This is a genomic window from Comamonas sp. SCN 65-56 (assembly GCF_001724135.1).
Classification (GTDB): Bacteria; Pseudomonadota; Gammaproteobacteria; order Burkholderiales; family Burkholderiaceae_C; genus Comamonas_C.
The window spans coordinates 1-18,119 of record NZ_MEDS01000022.1 but is presented as its reverse complement, the minus strand read 5'-3'; the positions used below and the strand labels follow the sequence as shown (position 1 = coordinate 18,119).

The window sequence follows — 18,119 nt, the reverse complement described above, 5'->3', positions numbered from 1 at the left end:
CTCACGAGTGCGGTCCCAACGCCAGCCGCATCGGGGCTTCGTCGAGGCCCCGATTGAGCCTGATTCGCGCGCGCTCGCTCCCTACGATGAAAACGCAATGCGGCCCGCTCCGAAGGCCGCGCTTCAGCGGCCAACCGAGGGGGATTCCGATTGCGCACGAGAACGAGCCGGATGCCGGCGGCGGGTGTCGTCACCGCGATCGCCCTGCTCGCGGCCCTGCCCGCCCACGCGTGCTGGGAGGCGGCGGCGGTGCGCTACGGCGTCAGCAGCGAGCTGCTCTACGCCATCGCCCGCACTGAATCCGCACTCGACCCGCAGGCCGTCGGACGTAATCGCAACGGCACCCGCGACATCGGGCTCATGCAGATCAACTCGGTGTGGCTGCCCACGCTCGCCGCCCACGGCATCGGCGAGCGCGATCTCTTCGATCCGTGCACGAGCATCCACGTCGGCGCATGGATCCTCGCCGGGAATGTTCAGCGCCTCGGCTACACGTGGGAAGCCGTCGGTGCCTACAACGCCGCCAATCCCGAGCTGCGCCGCGCCTACGTCGAGAAGGTCCGCCGCCACCTGCGCGGCACCGGTGCCGCCGCGCTCTCCGCACGGCAGAGCCACATCTCACCCGCTTTTGTCCGCGGCGATCACCGCCCTCCGGTGGTCGCAACCCTGCCCTGACCGCTCACCCGAGCACTTCCCCGTCACCTCACTCCGAGAGACCGCACCATGACCTTGATTCGCCGCACAAGCACCGCCGTCCCGATCGCCCTCGTCCTGACGCTCGCCGCCGGTTCGGCCCTGGCCGGCACCACCGGTACCGAGTTCCAGACGATGTACACGACCCTGCTCAACTGGGCGACCGGCTTCCTCGGCAAGTCGATCGCGATTGCCGCCTTCATCCTCGGTGCCGGTATCGGCATCGCGCGCTCCTCGCCGATCCCGGCGCTCGCCGGCGTCGTCTTCGCGCTCTTCATGGTCTACGTGCCGACCATCATCGACTCGATCATGACCGCCGTGATCTGACGGGGCGATGCCGTGATCGACGCGTCCCTCGACATCCCCCGTCGCCTCAATGACCCGCCGCGCATGTTCTGGTGGGACATCGACGTGGCCCTGCTGGTGCTGGGGGCCGCGCTGGCGGGCATGGTCGCGGGCTTCTTCGTGAGCGGCTGCGCCGTCGGCCTGCTGCTCGCCTCGGCCTACGGTCGCGCGAAGGCGGGCAAGCACCCGGCCTTCGCGCTGCACCTGCTGTACTGGCACCTGCCGGCCTTCATGACGGGCCTGAAGCGCACCCCGCCGTCCTACCTTCGCGAGCTGGCCGGATGAAGCTCGATTGGCTGCGCGCCGACATCGCCAGCGCGCGCCGCGCGAGCGCCCTGCTCGTGCTGCTGCTCGCCTGCTCGATGCTCGCCAACGTGACGCTGGCCGCCTTCGCGATGCACATGGCCGGCCGTGAGCGTGTTGTGGTGGTGCCGCCCAGCATCAACAAGACCTTCTGGGTCGAGTCCGAGCGCGTGAGCGCCGAGTACCTCGAACAGATGGCCTATTTCCTCCTGCAACTCACGCTGAACGTCACGCCGCAGAGCATCGACCACCAGTCCCGGGTGCTGCTCCAGTACGCAGCGCCGGCTTCCTACGGGGAGCTGCGCAGCGTGCTGGCCACCGCCGCCGAGCGCGTCAAGCGCGACGGCGCCTCCACCGTGTTCAGCGCGCAGGACCTCGCCGTCGACGAGCGCACCCAGCGTGTCGGCGTGCGGGGCCTGCTCACCACATTCATCAGCGACCGCCGCGTGTCCGAGGTCTCGAAGGGCTACGCCATCGAGCTGCAGTACGCCAGCGGCCGGATCTTTCTGAAGGCGTTCCGGGAGACCAGTCCCAATGACCCGCTCGAACTCCAAGCTCAGTCCCAGCTTCGCCTGGCTCCTGCTGCTGGCACTGGCCGCTAGCCAGCCCGCGCTGGCGCTGCAGGTCGTCGATGCGCGCGACGGCGAGACCGTGCTCGCCAAGGTCTCTCGCAAGGAGGTGACGCGCATCTCCGTCGATCGTGGCCGCATCCGCAAGGTGACGGGCAACGCCGGCGAATTCGTGCTGGAGAAGGACGACGAGAAGGGCCAGGTCTTCATCCGGCCGCTCTCCCCGGAAAGCACCAAGCCCATCAACCTCTTCGTCAGCACGGAGCGCTCGACGATCGGGCTGCTGCTGCAGCCGGTGGACACCCCGAGCGACGCCATCGTGATCCGCGAGGCACGGGACGCTCCGGCAGGGCCCGCCCGCATCGAACGCAGCGGCCGTCACGTGCGCACGATGAAGAACCTCCTGCTCGCGATGGCCGAGGACGCGCTGCCCGACGACATGGAGGTGCGCGGGCCTGGGCGCGAGCTGACCCTTTGGTCCGGCGCAAGACTCACGTTGCAGCGCCAGTGGCTGGGCAGCGGCGTGGTCGGCGAGAAGTACCAGCTCGTCAACACCGGCGCGTCCGCACTCGAACTCGCCGAGCGCGATCTCTTCAAGCGCGGCGTGATGGCCGTGAGCGTCGAGCAGGCGGCCCTGCGTCCGGGCGAGACCACGCAGCTGTTCGTGATCCGGGAGCGCCGCGCCGATGACTGATCCCGTCCTGCCGCCCGGCATGTCGCCGACCGGCGCGTCTCATCCATCGGGCCAAGGATCTCTGTCGGCCCCGGCGGAGCCTTCAGCCGCAGCCATCAAACGCCGCCAGGTCCTGCTGCTCGCCGGCATCGCCGGCACGATCGTGGCCGGCACGCTGCTGTCGGTCTCGCTCACCGGCACCAAGGGCAACGACGCGCAGCCCGCGAAGCCGCAGTCCACCAACATCCTCGCGCCGGGTGCGCAGGTCGATCCCCGAGACGCGTGGCGCGGCCAGGCCGATGCGCAGCTGAAGGCGATCGAGCAGCGCTCGCGCGACCTCGCGCAGCGCAATGCCGAGCTCGAAGGCCAGGGCAAGGAAATGCTCGAGCGCCTGAAGAAGCTCGAAGGCGGCGGACTCACGCCGCTGCCGCCTCCGCCCGTCACCGCCCCGGCGGCACGGCCGAGTTTCGGGCCGGATCGCCCGGGGAACGCGCTGCCGGACTCCGGTCCGCAGCGTTTCCCGCCGCCACCGCCGCCGATGCCGCAAGGCGCCATACAGGGCGCCGGCCTGCCACCGCCGCCCGGCGGCGTCCAGAGCACGCCGACACCCACGGGCATCGTGAGCATCGTGCTGGGCGACGCCGCACCAAGCAAAGGCCCCAAGCCGGCCGCGGACGCGGCAGGCGCAACGCCCGCCCCTCGAGACACGCGCCGCTACCTGCCCAGCGGCGCCTTCACTCGGGCGGTACTTCTCGGCGGCCTGGACGCACCCACCGGCGGCCAGGCGCAGCGCAATCCCCAACCGGTCCTGCTGCGCCTCGCGGACAACGCGATCCTGCCCAACCAGTTCCGCGCCCGCGTGAAGGAGTGCTTCATCGTCGGCGCCGGCTATGGCGACGTGAGTTCCGAGCGCGCCTACATCCGCACGGAGTCGCTGTCATGCGTCACCCGCGACGGCACGGCCATCGACGTGCCAGTGAAGGGCTATGTGGCGGGCGAGGACGGCAAGGCCGGCATGCGCGGACGCCTTGTGTCCAAGCAGGGGCAGATCCTCGCCAACGCGCTGCTCGCCGGCGTGGCTAGCGGCATCGGTCACGCCTTCACGCAGAGCTCCACCACGCTGTCGGTCTCGCCGCTGGGCACCACCAGCACCGTCGACCCCGGCAAGCAGCTCGAAGCGGGTCTGGGCACCGGCGTGGGCAAGGCCCTGGACCGGCTCGCCCAGTACTACATCAGCCTCGCCGAGAAGGTCTTCCCGGTGATCGAGGTCGACGCGGGCCGCAGCGTCGACGTGGTCCTTACGCAGGGCGTCGCCCTGCCCGGGACGCTGGACGCCGCCGGCACCGATCCCGACAACCTCGCGCAACTCGCCGAGCGCGCCCGCACCCTCCGGAGGAACGACGATGAAGACGACTGACGCGCGCCTCGCGCTGCGCGCTCTCGCAAGCAAAGCCGCGCTGGCCGCGGCGCTGACCACCTGCCTGAGCGTCACGGCATGGGCGCAGCCCAGCCAACCGCCAACCATGCCGGAGCTGACCAGCCTCATCGGGCGTCTGCAGGCGCTCTACCCCTCGACCCGCTTCGGCGAGATCCGTCCGACGCCGTGGCCGGGTGTCTTCGAAGTGGCGATGGGCGCCAACCTCGCTTACGTGGACGCGAGCGGCCAGTACTTCCTGTTCGGCCACCTGTACGACATGAAGGCACAGCGCGACCTCACCGCCGAGCGCAAGGACACGCTGGCGCGCATCGACTTCAACGCGCTGCCGCTGGCCGACGCGATCAAGGACGTGCGCGGCCGCGGTTCCCGTGCGCTCGCGATCTTCAGCGATCCGGACTGCCCGCACTGCCGCCGGCTGGAAGCCGAGTTGAAGGGCCTGTCCGACGTGACGATCCACACCTTCCTGATGCCGATCGCCTCCCTGCATCCGCAGGCGCGCGCGAAGGCCATCGCCGTGTGGTGCGCGAAGGATCGCCTCGGCGCCTGGCAGGCGCTGATGACCCGCGACCAGGTGCCGTCCAGCGCGGACTGCGCACACCCGGTCGATCGCAACGTCGCACTGGCCGAGCGCCTCGGCGTGACCGGCACCCCGACGCTGGTCGCCGCCGACGGTCGCGTGCTGCCCGGCGCCGCGAGCGCCGAGCAGATCAACGCCTGGCTGTCGCGCTCTGCTACGAGTGCCGAAGGCTCCGCGCCGGGCAACCCCGTGGCCCAGGCGACGGGCAAGGCGCCATGACGGACATGCGACGGACCGTCGCCCTCCTCGTCGGCGCGACCGCCACGCTGTTGGGCGGCTGCGCGTCCACCATGAGCGGCCTCGGCGGCGAGGGCAGCTACGCCTGCAAGGCCCCGGTTGGTTCGCAGTGCACCTCGGTCTCGGGCGTGTACGCGAATTCGATCCACGGCCAGCCGCCCGCCTCCGCGCTGCCGAAGCCCGCCAAGGAGCCCACGAGCACGGCAGTCGCCGCGACGGTCGCCTCGGCATCCACAGCCGCTCCGGGGCTCGGCGCACCGCCATCGGCCCTCCGCTCGCAGCCACGCGTGCTGCGCCTGTGGATCGCGCCCTGGGAGGACGCCGACGGCGACCTGCACGAGGCCTCGGTGGTGCACGTGCTGGTCGACACCGGCCGCTGGCTGATCGAACGCGTCCTCCCGGCGAATCGACAGCGAGTCGATGCGGTCCGGCCGCCGATCCCGTCCACGGCGCCTGCATCCGGCCCGTCAGCAGCGCACGAGCCCGCGCCGTCCACAGAGACAGCGCCCGATCGCTTTCCCCCGCGCACGGGACTGCTGCCCGGCAATGGTGCGACCCAGGAGCCCTGAGCGATGTGGCGCAGCCTGCTGACCGATCTGGAGTCCGTGCTGAAGGGCGCGAAGCCCGCGGACCTGATCCGCGTGCCCAAGGCCGGCCCCACGTCGCGCGGCGAGGACGCCGCCGCGTTCTCCGAGTGGCTGCCGTACCGCGCCTGGATCGCGGACCGCCAGGTCTTCGTCAATCTCGACGCGCTGGGCTTCTGCCTGGAAGTGCGACCGCAATCCGGCGCCGACGAGGAGATGGCGCGCGTGCTGACCGCGCTCTATGCGGCCTCTCCGCCCGGCACCGGCATCCAGTTCCACCTGTACGCGAGCCCCGCGATTCGCGCACCGCTGGCGCGCTACGCGAACCTGCGAGTGGCCGACGAGGTCGTCCCGGAGCTCGACACGCTCGGCCGCGCCGGCAGGCACACCAACATCCACCGCACCATGGCCCGGCGTCGTGCCGGGCACTACCTGAAGGGCAGCCGGACATCGCTGCTGTCGGCGCAGAGCTACCTGTTCCGCGACTACCGGCTGGTGGTCAGCGTCTCGCTGCCCGGTAGCCCCGAGAATCTCTCGCGCCTGGAGGAGTTGCTGCTGCTGCGCGACGGCATCCGGGCCACGCTGCACGCCGCCGGCTTCCCGTCCCGTTCGTGGACGGCGGAGGACCTGATCAACTGGGTCTCCGCGCTGCTCGACCCGCACCGGCAAACCGGCGACGCCATCCCGCTCACCTACGACGACGGGCGCGAGCTGCGCGACCAGGTGATCGACCGGGCCACGGGTCTGCGCATCGACCGCCAGGGCATCGGCCTGGCCAATCCCGCCGCCGACCTGCAAACCGAGCTTCGCCTGATGTCGGTGCGCGCCTTCCCGCCGCGCTTCGCGCTGTGGAACGCCGCCAGCCTGATCGGCGACCTCTACCAGGGCACGCTGCAGTACCCCTGCCCGTTCCTGCTCACGCTGGGCGTGCACGTGCTGGACGCCGAGGCCACCCGCAACTGGGCCTTCCTCAAGGCCGCCCGCGCCACCACGAACGCCACCAGCTACATGGCGCGCTTCCTGCCCGACCTGCAGGAGCGCAAGGCCGACTGGGACATCGTGCTCAAGGCGATGGACGACGGTCAACAGCTCGTCGACCTCAACCTGCAGCTCGCGCTCTTCGCCGAGCCGCACGCGGTAACCCGTGCCGAACAGGCGGCGCGTGCCATCTTCCGTGCGCGCGGCTTCGAGCTCTCCAGCGACACGATGATGATGACCCAGGCCCTCATCGGTTCGCTGCCGATGACGCTCTCGGCACCGTTCCACGCCGATCTGCAGCGCATGAAGCGCGTCACCACCAAGACCTCGGCGAACGCGGTGCATCTGGCGCCGCTCGTCGCCGAGTGGCAGGGCACGGGCACGCCGGTGCTCCTGTTCGGCGGGCGGCGTGGCCAGATCATGCAGATCGACGTCTACGACAACCCGGCGGGCAACTACAACGTGGCGATCGCCGGCACGTCGGGCTCGGGCAAGTCGCTACTGTTGAACGAGATCGCCGCCGCCTACCTCGGCACCGGTGCGCGCGTCTGGATCATCGACGTCGGCCGCTCCTACGAGAAGGCGTGCCGCAACTTCGGCGGCAGCTTCATCGAGTTCACCGAGGACGCCGCACTCTCGCTCAACCCGTTCCCCCTCGTGGAAGACATCGACGAGGACATGGAACTGCTGCAGCCGCTGCTCGCGCAGATGGTGTCCCCGCGCGAGTCGCTCGACGGCTTTCAGTACTCGACGCTGGGCGCGGCGATCAAGAAGGTCTGGAAAGCCAAGGGCCGCGCCATGACCGTCACCGACATTCACGACCTGCTCGCGACCGGGCGCCTCGACGACGATGGCGCGTCTTCCTCCGCCGAGGGCGACCGGCGGTTGAAGGACCTCGCCGCGATGCTGCATCCCTACACGCGCGACGGCGCCTACGGGAAGTACTTCGATTCCGAGGCCAGCATCGACTTCGGCGCCGACCTGATCGTGCTGGAGCTCGAGGAGCTCAAGTCCAAGAAGGACCTGCAGACCGTGGTGCTGCTGATCGTCATGTATCGCATCACGCGCGAGATGTACTTCTCCCGCGACCGCAAGAAGATCGTGATCATCGACGAGGCCTGGGATCTGCTTTCCGGCGGCGCCACGGCCGAGTTCATCGAGGCCGGTTACCGCCGCGCCCGCAAGTACAAGGGTGCCTTCATGTCGGCCACCCAGGGCGTGGACGACTACTACCGCAACCCGGCGGCCAAGGCGGCACTGGACAACTCCGACTGGATGTTCCTGCTGCGCCAGAAGCCCGAGTCGATCGAGATGATGGACAAGCTCGGTCAACTCACGATGGACGATGCGATGAAGCGGCTGCTGCTGTCGCTGCGCACCGAGCACGGCGCCTACTCCGAGGTCTTCATCCACTCGCCGGCCGGCAACGGCATCGGCCGGCTGATCGTCGATCCGTACAGCCTCCTGCTCTTCAGCAGCCGAGCCGAGGACTTCAACGCCATCAACGCCAAGCGCGCGGCGGGCCTGGACGTCTCCGCCGCCATCGACGCGGTCTTGCGCGAACGGGGGCTCGCGTGAACGCACGAGCCGCCGCACTGCTCGTGGGCGCCAATGCGCTGGTGAGCGCCGCGCTCATCGCACTCGTTCACCTGTGGCTCTTGCCCGAGCGCCTGCCGGCGCTGGCCGTGCTCGACGTAGCGGAGCTCTATCGCCTGAAGGAGTTGCAGGTCGCCGCCGTGCTGGTCAAACGCGACGCCAGCGACGAGGAGCGCGCCGGCGCACTGCGCCACGCCGCGGGCTTCGGCACGGAGGTGAGCACGCTGCTCCAGGCGCTGCCGAGCGAGTGCCGCTGCATCGTGCTGGCGCGTGGCGCCGTGATGGGCTCCGAACCCCTGCTGCGAGACCTGACGCCGGACGTGCGGCGCCGGCTCGGCCTGTAGCTGCATTGGGAGCCCGCATGCGCACCCTGTTCCTGCATCGAAGCTGGCATGACCGTTTCGCATCGAGCGGCAAGGTCCGGCTACGCACGTTCGCCGAGCGCTCGGTCGAACACCTGAAGCGCTGGGCCGTCGTCTACGCCACGATGGCCGCGGTCGCGCTCTGGTTTCACGCCCACTATGGCTTCGGGCTGAACGCCTCGCCCAGTCTGCCGCACCGGCTCTTCCTCATCCACAAGGGCGAGATGCCGAGCCGAGGCGACTTCGTCGCCTTCCGCTGGGCCGGCGGCGGACCGTACCCGGCGGGCGTCACCTTCATCAAGGTGCTCGCCGGCATGCCCGGCGACGAGGTCACCCGCGACGCGCAGGGCTTCCACCTCAACGGCGTTCCGGTAGGTGTGCCCAAGCCGGTGAGCCGGAGAGGTCAGCCGCTCGAGCCCGGTCCCACCGGCCGCATTCCGGAGGGCCGCTACTACGTCCAGGCCGGACATCCGGACAGCCTCGACTCCCGGTACCAGCTGACCGGCTGGATCCACACGTCCCAGATCATCGGGCGGGCCGATGCGCTCTTCTGATCCGACGATCGCAAACGGCACGGCCCGTGGCTGGCCGCTGCGCCTCGCAGCGGTCGTCTTCGCCGCGATGGTCGCGACGGTGCCCGCCCACGCGCAGGACCTCGGCGTCATCGGCCCGGTCTACCCGATCGCCGAGCCGAACCTGCTGGAGGTGATCCTCGGGAAACTTCGCGCGGCAGGCGAGGACGGCACGCTCGCCCGTCTGCAGCGCGAGTCGCTGGCACGGGTCAGGCGAGACGTCGAAGGCCCCGCGCCCGTGGCGGGGCTCTCGCGCACCCGCCAACCGCGCCGCTTCCACCACGACCCGAGCATCGTCGTGCAGGAGGCCATTCGCGACGCCGACGGCCGGGTCATCGTGCCGCCCGGCACGGTGATCAATCCGCTCGACAGCGTGAGCTTGAGCCAAGCGCTGCTCTTCATCGACGCGCGCGATCGCGAGCAGGTCGCGCGTGCACGCAAGCTCATCGACGAGCGCCAGGGCAAGGTGAAGGTGATCCTCACCGGCGGGTCGTACCTGGACCTGATGCGCCGCTGGCAGCGGCCGGTGTTCTACGACCAGCAGGGCAACCTCACGACGAAGCTCGGCATCCGTCAGGTGCCCGCGCTCGTCACCCAGGACGGCAGGAGGCTGCGCGTCGATGAGCTGCTGTAGCCCCGTCCACCGGCAGGCAGATCGCCCGCGCACGGCGCTGTGGCTCGCCCTCGCCCTGTGGCTGCTCGCGCTGCTGCCCGGCCCCGCCGCGGCCGGCCCCACCTGCCACGGCCGCTTCATGAACCCGATCACCGACATCTGCTGGAGCTGCCTGTTTCCGCTGACCATCGGCTCGGCATCGATCCTGTCCGACGGTCAGCTCGACATCGGCAATCCGTCGTCGCCAGTCTGCTACTGCAGCAACCCGCCCCGCATCGGCGTGTCGATCGGCTTCTGGGAGCCGGTGCGCATGGTGGACGTGACGCGCACGCCCTTCTGCATGGTCGGCTTGGGCGGCATCGCGCTGGACCCCGGACTCGACGTGCCGCGTGGCGCCCACGTCGGCCACGACAGCCAGACGCGCAACAGCTTCTATCACGCGCACTGGTACGCCAATCCGATCCTCACCTGGCTCGAGGTGCTGCTCGACTTCCCCTGCCTGGAGAAGGGCTCGCTCGACCTCGCCTATCTCACCGAGGTCGATCCGCTGTGGGCCGACGACGAGCTCACCGCCATCCTGAACCCGGAAGCGGTGCTGTTCGCCAACGCACCCGCGAAAGCCGCGTGTGCCGCCGACTGCGTGGCCGCAACCGCCGGCATGCCGATCGCGAGCCTGTTCTGGTGCGCGGGCTGCCAGGGCTCGATCTACCCGATGGGTGGCCACGTCGCCACCCACATCGGCGGCGTGCAGGCCTCGACGCTGATCACCCAGCGCATGACCGCGAAGATGCACCGGCAGCTGGTGACGTTCACCGGCGCCGGGTCGGCGGGGCTCTGCGGCTACTACCCGCTGCCGATCATGGACAAGACCCACTACAAGCTGCAGATGGTCTACCCGGTGCCGGCCACCGCGAAGGAAGCCGGCCAGTGCTGCCAGCCCTATGGCCGCACGACGATGATCTGGGGCGCGGGCAAGTCCTACCCCGTCTCGGGCGAGGACTTCGCGTACCAGATCTTCCGCAAGAGGAACTGCTGTGCCGGCGCGTACTGAGATCCGCGCCATCGTGGCGGCCGCCTGCGCGCTCGGGTTGCTCGCCGCGGGCATCGCGCTCGCCCAGGCGCCGCGCTGGCCCGATGCCGACGACATCGAGCGGGCACGGAAAGTCCACCCCTTCCCGCAAGCCGATCGTCTCGGTGCCCAACCGGTGACCGCGCCGCCGCGCGTGAACCTGCCGTCGACGGCGGCACCTACCGACATCGAAGCACTCGCCCGGGCTGGCGCGCGACTCGGCAGCCCGTCCGCACAGGCCACGGCCGCGAGCCCGCTTCGCATCTTCATCACGCTGGAGATGCCCCGCGCGAGCCTGCAGCTGCTGACCGATCAGGCCGCGCGCAGCGGCGCGGTCCTCGTGCTGCAGGGCATGAAGGCAAACTCGATGCGCGAGACCCTCGCAGCCGTCTCCAGCCTGATCGGCGAGCGTCAGGTGGCGTGGGTGATCGACCCCGAAGCCTTCGCACGCCATCGCATCGAACGCGCGCCGACCTTCGTGCTGAGTCTCGACGATCGCGCCGACACGGCGACGAGCTGCAGCACGGACTGCCGCGCGCCGCCGGCCTTCGTCAGCGTGTCGGGAGACGTGAGCCTCGACCACGCGCTGGACACGCTGGCCAGGCAGCGCCCCGAAGCGCGACCGCTCGTGGCGCCGCTGCTCGCGCGGCTGAAGGGCTCCTGAGCATGCGGCCCGCAAGTCGACTCACCGGCCAGCTCGTCGCGTTCGCGGCCGCGCTGTTCGCAGCGATGCCGTCCCTCTACGCGCAGTCGCCGCCAACGCAGGGTGAGGCCTTCGAGCAGGGCAAGGCACTCGGCCGGACTGGCAATACCGCGGCCCGCGGCACCATCAGCGGCAGCACGGCGCAGTCCACCGTTCCGAGCTACACCACCAATCCCCCGGAGGCGAGCTACTTCGGCAGCCCGGGGCTTGGCACCCAGGCCGCGGCGCGAACCAGTGCCTGCGCGAGCGGCCCCGCCGCCGATCCGTCCTGCACCGCCGTGCAGTTCTCGCAGACCAATCCGACCCAACGGCCGAGCTTCGGCATCGCGCCGACCGACCCCCTGCTCACGCGCGGTCGTGCGATCACCGCCGATCCGCAGGCCATCGCCGGAAACATCGCCGGCACCTACAGCGGCTGCGCCGTCCAGACCGTCACCACGCCCGACCGTTTCGAGACGGCGATCTGCCACCAGTACCGCACGTTGGAGACCCTCACCTGCGACAAGGTGCTGATCGTCACGCCGATCCAGACGCCAGGCTGCTCCGCGGGCCAGTTCCTCACCCGCGTCACCGCCGACCCCTGCCCCGCCTGCATCGACTACCTGGCCTTCGACTTCAGCTGCGGGACCAACAGCTACACGATGCACGTCTTCACCATCGACAAGGGCAGTGGCCAGGTCTACATGGACCTCGGTTCGCAAGACGTCCCCGGCAGCCTGAACACGCAGATCCCGCAGACCCCTGGCCCCTCGCGCATCGACGGCTTCTTCTGCTACCAGACCTACTACAGCCAGAGCTGCGCCGGCCCCAACTGCACCATCGGTGCGTGGTTCTACAACCCCTGCCAGGGCACGAGCTACTACGGCGCCAACACCTTCGCGATGCCGACCACGGTGAGCTTCAGCGACACCTGGGACAACCAGTGCGCGACGCTGGAGGCGCGCTCGCAATGAGAGCCGCGCGGCGCTTCGCCTGGATCGCCGGCGGCGCGCTGGCGCTCTGCCTGTTCGCGTCCGCACCCGCGATAGCCGCTGACTGCTACCAGACCGCGGAGACCTGTGTCGAAGGCCCCGAGACCCGCACCATCGGCGGCTACCCGGTGCAACGGGACTGCTGGCGCTACCGCGCGTCCTACACCTGCGTCTCGCAGAACAGCACCGACGACTGCCAGCCCTTGCGCGACCGCGGCTGCAGCCAGGTCGATTCACGCTGCATGGACACGAACCCCCAGGGCGCCTGCATGCTCTACGAGCAGACCTGGCAGTGCCGCGTCGCCACGGGCACCACCTCGACGGTCACAAACTGTGGCGGCCAGCAGTTCTGCCTGGACGGCCGCTGCTTCGACACCGGGTACGCGCCGGACGCGGACTTCGCGCGTGCCGTCGCAGGACTGGAAGCACAGCGCGAAGCCGGTCGCTACCTGGACCCAAACACACTGGAAGCCTTCAAGGGCTACGACAACCGCTGCCGCAAGAAGCTCTTCGGTCTGGTGAACTGCTGCAAGGGCGGTGGCACCGACGGCTCGCTCTTCTCCACCTTCAGCCTGATCACCGGCGCCGGCGGCCAGGCCCTCGGCGCCATCGGCTCGAGCTACACCTACGATGCCCTCTTCACGGCGGATGCGCCCGACCTCGTGATCGCCGGCTTCGAGGCGCTCTTCGGCGCCGGCGGCGGCTCCTCGGCGCTCGCCGGGCTGATCGCCGGCGACCTGTCGGTGGGCTCCTTCGTGACCTCGCTCGTGCCAGGCCCGTGGACGCTCGCGATGCTCGCGATCCAGCTCTCGGGCCTGCTGTCCTGCGAGGACGCCGAACAGGTTCTCGCGATGAAGCGCGACAACCGCCTCTGCCACGGCGTCGGCAGCTACTGCTCGGCGCGAGTGCCGATCATCCGCACCTGCATCGAGACCACCGAGACCTACTGCTGCTTCAACTCGCGCCTGTCGCGCATCATCAACGAGCAGGGCCGCGCGCAACTCGGCCGCGGCTGGGGCGGCGCCCAGGGCCCCGACTGCAGCGGCTTCGCGCTCGCGCAGCTCCAGGCACTGGACTTCTCGCGCATGGACCTCACCGAGTTCTACGCCGAGATCGCGCCCACGCTGCCGAACCTCGGCGACATCCAGCAGCGGGCCCAGCAGAAGGTCAACAGCTACTTCGGCCCATGAAACCGGTCGCCACCCTCTCGCCCACCACGCCGCGCGGACCTGCGTTCGCGGCCGTCCTGCTCTGCGCGCTGCTCGCCGCACCGGCGCTCGCGCAGGCCCTTCCGCGAATCCCCGTCTCGGAGATCAAGCCGCTGCTGGTGCTCGCCGCCGAGCGCGGCAGCGCATACGGCGTGCTGACCGGTCCTGGCGCCGACTACGTGCGGCGCCGCTTCGATGCGACCACGCCCATCGAGATCGACGTGTCGACACTGCACGCCCTGCCCCAGCCCGGCTGCGCGCGGCTCGAAGTCACCACGCGCCAGCGCGACGTGCTGGAGCAAGGCAAGCGCACCGATCAGGAACTGCGCTGGCAGGTGAGCTTCTGCCGGGACGGCAGTTTTCCGGAGAAGCGGTAGATGCGTGCGAAGCCTCCGACAACCTGCAGGGCGGCGCGAATCGTCGCGGCGCTGCTGGTCCTCGCCACGGCGCTTCCCGCCCCCGAGTCGTGGGCGCAAGGCGCGAACGAAGCCACCAAGGATATCGCCGCCGACCCACAAGACGCCGCGTACTGGCTGCGCAATCGCGAAGGTTGGTTCTGGTACCGGGACCCACTCGCTTCAACCCCTCGGCCAGCGCCGTCGGGACCAAAGCCGCCGCGCGAGCTGGTCGAGTTTGAGGCGATGCAGAAGCGCCTGGAAGACCTGAAGCGCGTTGCCGTGATGAACCCCACCGACGCCAACCTGACGGCCTACATGCGCTACCAGCGCATGGTGATGAACAAGTCCGAGCACTTCGCCGAGCGCTGGCAGCGCCTGGTGTGGACCGTGCCCGATCTCGACTACGGCCTGAGCGGACGGCCCACCAACGCGATGGCGATCAACGTCTTCGACGAGCAGCAGCGCGAGCGGCAGGCGCAGACCATCAAGAGCCTGGCCACCACGCACGGGCTCATCTTCGTGTTCCGCGGCGATTGCCCGCATTGCCACCGCTTCGCGCCGATCCTCAAGCGCTTCGAGCAGGAGTTCGGGTTCACCGTGCTCGCGATCAGCATGGACGGCCGCGCCATCCCCGAGTACCCGAACGCCCGGCCCGACAACGGTATGGCCGCGCGCCTGAATGCCACGGCGGTGCCGGCGCTCTACCTCACCGCGCCGGCCACCCGCCAGATCGTCCCGGTGGGCTTCGGCGTGATGTCGATGACCGACCTGGTCGAGCGGATCGCCGCACTCGCGCAGGACACTCCCGCCGGCGCCCGCCAGCCCTGAGGACCCGACCATGGCACGCCACCCGAACGACCGCCCTGCCCGACACCTCGGCAAGCGCCTGATCGCCAGCCTGCTCGCTGTGACGTTGGCCACCACACCGCTGGTCAGTCACCCCGCCGACTTGAACGCCGAGATGCAGGCGATGTTCAACGACCTGGGCGCGCTCGGCAACATCACCACTCCGGGCGCATTCCGCGGCCAGGCGATGAACCTCTACACCGGCGGCAGCCTGATGATGCGCGCCCCGGGGCGCAACTATCCGCTGGCCACGGTGCAGCTGCCCAGCCTGCGAGCCGGTTGCGGCGGCATCGACATCTACGGCGGCGCGTTCTCCTTCATCAACAAGCAGCAGTTCATCGCGCTGCTGCAGAACATCGGCGCCAACGCGGTGGGCTACGCCTTCAAGCTCGCGCTGCAGTCGATCTCGCCCGACATCGACAAGCTGCTGACCGAGCTGCAGGACCAGATCAACAAGATCAATGCGATGAACATCAACTCCTGCGAAGCTGCGCAGGCGCTGGTGAACGGCGTGGTGGGCGAGTACGACAACTCGGTGATGAGCGGCTGCGCGAACATCTCCCAGTACCTCGGCAGCGTCTCCGACCGGGCCGAAGCCCGGCTCACCTGCGCCAGTAACGCGCCCGCAGTCGTGAAGATCGCCGCCAACAGCGCCGACCCCAACGTGCGCAACGCCACCTTCGTCAAGGGCAACGTCACCTGGATCGCGCTGAATCAGGTCGGCGGCAGCATCAGCCAGCAGGAGAAGGAGCTGATCATGAGCGTGATCGGCACCGTGATCCTGTTTCCGCCGGCGGACGACGGCAGCGGCGCTACACCCCGCTACGCCGAGCCCACCATCGTGGGCCTGCGCGACCTGCTGCTCGGCCGCGGCGCCTCGGCCACGGAGGGCAACGTCGACATCGAGGTGTATGTCTGCGACGAGCCCGCGGAGTGCCTGAATCCGACACGCACCACCGTGTCGGCCAAGCCCTTCACCCGGCTGGTGTCGGAGCGGCTGCGCCGCATGTCGGACAACATCGCCACGCGCAGCCCGCAGGCGCCGGCCGACATCGGCTTCGTCAACAACACCACCGAGCCGGTCTACAAGATGCTGTCGGTGGCCAACGCCGTGCCGGGATCGAGCACCGCCGAGACGCTGATCGAGACCTACAAGGACGTGATCGCGCTCGACTACGCGGAGACCTTCCTCAACCGCGCCATCCGCCAGGCCATGAGCGCTCTGTCGCAGGCGCTCAAGCGCACCGGCATCGAGCAGCAGTACATCGACGCGATCAGAGAGAACGCCCAGGAAGCCCAGCGCCAGCTTCTCGCCGAGAAGCAGGCCGCCTACGCCAAGGTCCGCTCGGTCTCCTCGATGACCCAGGACCTGCAGACGCTCGAGCGCCAGCTCTGGAGCTCGATGCCCTCGTCGGTGAAGTCGATGCTCGACTTCAGCGCCAGCAGCGGCGCCCGCGGCTCCTGAGTCCGGGCACGAGCCGCTCGCGCCCGCATGTTCGAGATCTACGCCTACGGCAACGTCGACACCCTGACGGGGGTCTTCAACGCGATCGCCGCCATCATGGGCGGGGCCGACTACTTCGGTCTCATCAAGGCCATCGCCATCACCGGCGTGCTGGTGGCGGCGTTCGCCGGGCTCTTCACGCCGGGCAAGTTCCACGGCTGGGGCTGGCTGATGGGCTTCCTGCTCGTGTACTACGCGCTCTTCCTGCCCAAGTCGACCGTGGTGATCGTCGACAAGCTCGGCAGCCAGCCGCCGGTGGCCGTGGGGAACGTGCCGATCGGCGTGGCCTTCTTCGGGCACGCCACCAGCAAGGTGGGCGACGTGATGACTCGGTTCTTCGAGACCGCCTTCCAGGTCATCCCGGCCACCAACGCGCAGCTCCCTGGCGAACTCGTGTACCAGAAGAACGGCGTCATGTTCGGCAACCGTCTGATCCAGGCCTCCCGCGCGGCGAACGTGGCCGACCCGCAGTTGCGCACCGACCTCATCGCCTTCGTCCACAACTGCACCGTCTACGACCTGCAGGACGGCACGATCGACCCGGCCGCTTTCGCGCGCAGCACCGACATCTGGTCGCTGATGGGCACCCCGAACCCGGCGCGCTTCACCACGTACGGCAACCCCGTGCAGGTCGACACCTGCCCGAACGCCTACACCTACCTCGCCGCCCGCCTGCCGGCCGAAGTGGCGCACGCCAGATCGATCCTGGCCTTCCAGCTCAACCCCACGCTGGAGCCGGCCGCCGCCCTCACGGCCATCGACGCGCAGATCGAACAGGCCTACTACAAGACGAAGATCGCCACCGCGGCCCAGGGCGCCGCGGACCTGCTGCGCCAGAACATCATGATCAACCTGGTGCAGGACAGCCGCAGCCTTGCCGGCCAGAAGCTCAACGACCCGGCCGCGCTGATGATCGCCACCGCGCGCGCCAACGCTACGGCGTCGGCGAACTCCGCGTTCCTCACCATGGGCAAGATCGCTGAACAGGCGCTGCCGCTGGTACGCAACGTGATCGAGGCAGTCATCTACGCCGTGTTCCCGTTCGTGTTCCTGCTGTTCTTGCTGGCACAGGGCCGCGGCCTCGCGATGGCCATCAAGAGCTTCGCGATGAGCCTGGTGTGGATCCAGCTCTGGCCCCCGCTCTACGCCATCCTCAACTACGTGGCCACGCTGGCCAGCGCGCGCAATCTCGAAGCCGCGGCCAAAATGGGAACGGTCGCCCAGGGTCTGGCGCTCGAAACCGCTGCCAGCATCTACAGCGGCGCGGTCTCCGACCAGGCCATCGCCGGCTACATGGTGATCTCGATCCCCATCATCGCCACCGCCATCATCAAGGGCGGCGAGGTGGCGTTCCAGGCGGTAACCGGCGTCGGCGCCGTCCAGTCGGCGGCATCCAGCGAAGCGGCAGCCACTTCGAAGGGCAGCATCACCCAGAACGCGGTCTCTATGGATCAGCAGCAGCTGGCTCCCACACGATCGTCCGCCTTCATGTCGACGACCAGCGACGCCTACGGCACCACCATCCACGGCAGCGGTCCCGATACCGGCGTCTTCCGCTACCAGGCCAACCTGAGCCGGCTGGCCAGCACCTTCACCTTCACCGAACGGCAAGCGAACGCCCTGGGCGAAAGCGCGCGCGAAGCCGAGACCCTGGCGCGCACCGAGCGCGAGGCTATGCAGCGCAGCCAGGCCACGGCGCTGAGCCGAGCACTCGGCATTCAGGAGAGCTACGAGCGCTCGCAGCAGCGATCGGGTGCGACCAGCGCCTCGGCCGGCGGGTCCGTAAGCTCCCCCGTCAAGTAGACAGTTCTAGAGTGGAATTTCCGCCGCGAGCAGACGCTCGCGGTAGCGCGCTGGCGGCAGGCTTCCCAGCGCGTCGT

Annotated in this window: 20 protein-coding genes; all 20 read left to right on the top strand. The window is 69.4% G+C overall.

Annotated elements, in window-relative coordinates:
- Positions 1-171: 171 nt before the first annotated feature.
- Genes ABS45_RS12195 through ABS45_RS12100 form a run of 20 tightly spaced genes read left to right on the top strand, consistent with a single transcriptional unit; the run spans position 172 to position 18,042 of the window.
- Positions 172-675, top strand: coding sequence for a lytic transglycosylase domain-containing protein (locus tag ABS45_RS12195; RefSeq protein ID WP_291555803.1), 504 nt, complete (start codon positions 172-174; stop codon positions 673-675).
- A gap of 48 nt (positions 676-723) precedes the next feature.
- A complete protein-coding gene (gene traA / locus ABS45_RS12190; RefSeq protein ID WP_291555802.1) occupies positions 724-1,020 on the top strand; it encodes a TraA family conjugative transfer protein in 297 nt (98 codons plus the stop codon).
- 12 nt (positions 1,021-1,032) lie between these two features.
- A complete protein-coding gene (gene traL, locus ABS45_RS12185) occupies positions 1,033-1,323 on the top strand; it encodes a type IV conjugative transfer system protein TraL (protein WP_291555801.1) in 291 nt (96 codons plus the stop codon).
- On the top strand, positions 1,320-1,943 hold the full coding sequence (gene traE / locus ABS45_RS12180; RefSeq protein ID WP_291555800.1) for a type IV conjugative transfer system protein TraE: 624 nt from the start codon (positions 1,320-1,322) through the stop codon (positions 1,941-1,943). Before traL ends, traE begins: the two co-directional genes overlap by 4 nt.
- Complete coding sequence (locus tag ABS45_RS12175; RefSeq protein WP_291555799.1) at positions 1,876-2,604, top strand: type-F conjugative transfer system secretin TraK; 729 nt, start codon at positions 1,876-1,878, stop codon at positions 2,602-2,604. Before traE ends, ABS45_RS12175 begins: the two co-directional genes overlap by 68 nt.
- Complete coding sequence (locus ABS45_RS12170; protein WP_291555798.1) at positions 2,597-4,000, top strand: TrbI/VirB10 family protein; 1,404 nt, start codon at positions 2,597-2,599, stop codon at positions 3,998-4,000. The genes ABS45_RS12175 and ABS45_RS12170 overlap by 8 nt, the downstream gene beginning before the upstream one ends.
- Positions 3,987-4,817 carry a DsbC family protein gene (locus ABS45_RS12165; RefSeq protein ID WP_291555797.1) on the top strand — a complete coding sequence of 277 codons (831 nt, stop codon included), beginning with the start codon at positions 3,987-3,989 and terminating at the stop codon, positions 4,815-4,817. The genes ABS45_RS12170 and ABS45_RS12165 overlap by 14 nt, the downstream gene beginning before the upstream one ends.
- Positions 4,814-5,404, top strand: a complete 591-nt coding sequence (locus ABS45_RS12160) for a TraV family lipoprotein (RefSeq protein ID WP_291555796.1) — start codon at positions 4,814-4,816, stop codon at positions 5,402-5,404. The genes ABS45_RS12165 and ABS45_RS12160 overlap by 4 nt, the downstream gene beginning before the upstream one ends.
- 3 nt (positions 5,405-5,407) lie before the next feature.
- Positions 5,408-7,975, top strand: coding sequence for a type IV secretion system protein TraC (traC, locus tag ABS45_RS12155; protein WP_291555795.1), 2,568 nt, complete (start codon positions 5,408-5,410; stop codon positions 7,973-7,975).
- Positions 7,972-8,337: a hypothetical protein gene (locus tag ABS45_RS12150; protein ID WP_291555794.1), complete on the top strand. Its 366-nt coding sequence runs from the start codon at positions 7,972-7,974 to the stop codon at positions 8,335-8,337. Before traC ends, ABS45_RS12150 begins: the two co-directional genes overlap by 4 nt.
- A 17-nt stretch (positions 8,338-8,354) precedes the next feature.
- Positions 8,355-8,909: a S26 family signal peptidase gene (locus tag ABS45_RS12145; protein ID WP_291555793.1), complete on the top strand. Its 555-nt coding sequence runs from the start codon at positions 8,355-8,357 to the stop codon at positions 8,907-8,909.
- The gene (gene traW, locus ABS45_RS12140) at positions 8,896-9,561 is read left to right on the top strand and encodes a type-F conjugative transfer system protein TraW (protein WP_291555792.1); all 666 of its coding nucleotides are present in this window, start codon (positions 8,896-8,898) and stop codon (positions 9,559-9,561) included. The genes ABS45_RS12145 and traW overlap by 14 nt, the downstream gene beginning before the upstream one ends.
- Positions 9,548-10,591 carry a conjugal transfer pilus assembly protein TraU gene (traU, locus tag ABS45_RS12135; protein WP_291555791.1) on the top strand — a complete coding sequence of 348 codons (1,044 nt, stop codon included), beginning with the start codon at positions 9,548-9,550 and terminating at the stop codon, positions 10,589-10,591. Before traW ends, traU begins: the two co-directional genes overlap by 14 nt.
- On the top strand, positions 10,575-11,273 hold the full coding sequence (trbC, locus tag ABS45_RS12130) for a type-F conjugative transfer system pilin assembly protein TrbC (protein ID WP_291555790.1): 699 nt from the start codon (positions 10,575-10,577) through the stop codon (positions 11,271-11,273). Before traU ends, trbC begins: the two co-directional genes overlap by 17 nt.
- A 2-nt stretch (positions 11,274-11,275) precedes the next feature.
- Positions 11,276-12,265, top strand: coding sequence for a hypothetical protein (locus ABS45_RS12125; RefSeq protein ID WP_291555789.1), 990 nt, complete (start codon positions 11,276-11,278; stop codon positions 12,263-12,265).
- Positions 12,262-13,473, top strand: coding sequence for a conjugal transfer protein TraN (locus tag ABS45_RS12120; RefSeq protein WP_291555788.1), 1,212 nt, complete (start codon positions 12,262-12,264; stop codon positions 13,471-13,473). Before ABS45_RS12125 ends, ABS45_RS12120 begins: the two co-directional genes overlap by 4 nt.
- Positions 13,470-13,868, top strand: coding sequence for a hypothetical protein (locus tag ABS45_RS12115; RefSeq protein ID WP_291555787.1), 399 nt, complete (start codon positions 13,470-13,472; stop codon positions 13,866-13,868). The genes ABS45_RS12120 and ABS45_RS12115 overlap by 4 nt, the downstream gene beginning before the upstream one ends.
- Positions 13,869-14,717 (top strand): conjugal transfer protein TraF, encoded by an 849-nt coding sequence (locus tag ABS45_RS12110; RefSeq protein ID WP_291555786.1) that lies wholly within the window; start codon positions 13,869-13,871, stop codon positions 14,715-14,717. It abuts the gene before it with no gap.
- A 10-nt stretch (positions 14,718-14,727) separates the two neighbouring features.
- On the top strand, positions 14,728-16,200 hold the full coding sequence (locus tag ABS45_RS12105) for a conjugal transfer protein TraH (RefSeq protein WP_291555785.1): 1,473 nt from the start codon (positions 14,728-14,730) through the stop codon (positions 16,198-16,200).
- Positions 16,201-16,227: 27 nt separating this feature from the next.
- The gene (locus tag ABS45_RS12100) at positions 16,228-18,042 is read left to right on the top strand and encodes a conjugal transfer protein TraG N-terminal domain-containing protein (RefSeq protein WP_291555784.1); all 1,815 of its coding nucleotides are present in this window, start codon (positions 16,228-16,230) and stop codon (positions 18,040-18,042) included.
- Positions 18,043-18,119: the final 77 nt, after the last annotated feature.

Excerpts from the sequence above, each read along its gene's own strand:
- ABS45_RS12195 (WP_291555803.1), top strand. The coding sequence starts at position 172 with ATGCCGGCGGCGGGTGTCGTCACCGCGATCGCCCTGCTCGCGGCCCTG.
- traA (WP_291555802.1), top strand. The coding sequence starts at position 724 with ATGACCTTGATTCGCCGCACAAGCACCGCCGTCCCGATCGCCCTCGTC.
- traE (WP_291555800.1), top strand. The coding sequence starts at position 1,320 with ATGAAGCTCGATTGGCTGCGCGCCGACATCGCCAGCGCGCGCCGCGCG.
- ABS45_RS12175 (WP_291555799.1), top strand. The coding sequence starts at position 1,876 with ATGACCCGCTCGAACTCCAAGCTCAGTCCCAGCTTCGCCTGGCTCCTG.
- ABS45_RS12170 (WP_291555798.1), top strand. The coding sequence starts at position 2,597 with ATGACTGATCCCGTCCTGCCGCCCGGCATGTCGCCGACCGGCGCGTCT.
- ABS45_RS12165 (WP_291555797.1), top strand. The coding sequence starts at position 3,987 with ATGAAGACGACTGACGCGCGCCTCGCGCTGCGCGCTCTCGCAAGCAAA.
- ABS45_RS12160 (WP_291555796.1), top strand. The coding sequence starts at position 4,814 with ATGACGGACATGCGACGGACCGTCGCCCTCCTCGTCGGCGCGACCGCC.
- traC (WP_291555795.1), top strand. The coding sequence starts at position 5,408 with ATGTGGCGCAGCCTGCTGACCGATCTGGAGTCCGTGCTGAAGGGCGCG.
- ABS45_RS12145 (WP_291555793.1), top strand. The coding sequence starts at position 8,355 with ATGCGCACCCTGTTCCTGCATCGAAGCTGGCATGACCGTTTCGCATCG.
- traW (WP_291555792.1), top strand. The coding sequence starts at position 8,896 with ATGCGCTCTTCTGATCCGACGATCGCAAACGGCACGGCCCGTGGCTGG.
- traU (WP_291555791.1), top strand. The coding sequence starts at position 9,548 with ATGAGCTGCTGTAGCCCCGTCCACCGGCAGGCAGATCGCCCGCGCACG.
- ABS45_RS12125 (WP_291555789.1), top strand. The coding sequence starts at position 11,276 with ATGCGGCCCGCAAGTCGACTCACCGGCCAGCTCGTCGCGTTCGCGGCC.
- ABS45_RS12120 (WP_291555788.1), top strand. The coding sequence starts at position 12,262 with ATGAGAGCCGCGCGGCGCTTCGCCTGGATCGCCGGCGGCGCGCTGGCG.
- ABS45_RS12115 (WP_291555787.1), top strand. The coding sequence starts at position 13,470 with ATGAAACCGGTCGCCACCCTCTCGCCCACCACGCCGCGCGGACCTGCG.
- ABS45_RS12110 (WP_291555786.1), top strand. The coding sequence starts at position 13,869 with ATGCGTGCGAAGCCTCCGACAACCTGCAGGGCGGCGCGAATCGTCGCG.
- ABS45_RS12105 (WP_291555785.1), top strand. The coding sequence starts at position 14,728 with ATGGCACGCCACCCGAACGACCGCCCTGCCCGACACCTCGGCAAGCGC.
- ABS45_RS12100 (WP_291555784.1), top strand. The coding sequence starts at position 16,228 with ATGTTCGAGATCTACGCCTACGGCAACGTCGACACCCTGACGGGGGTC.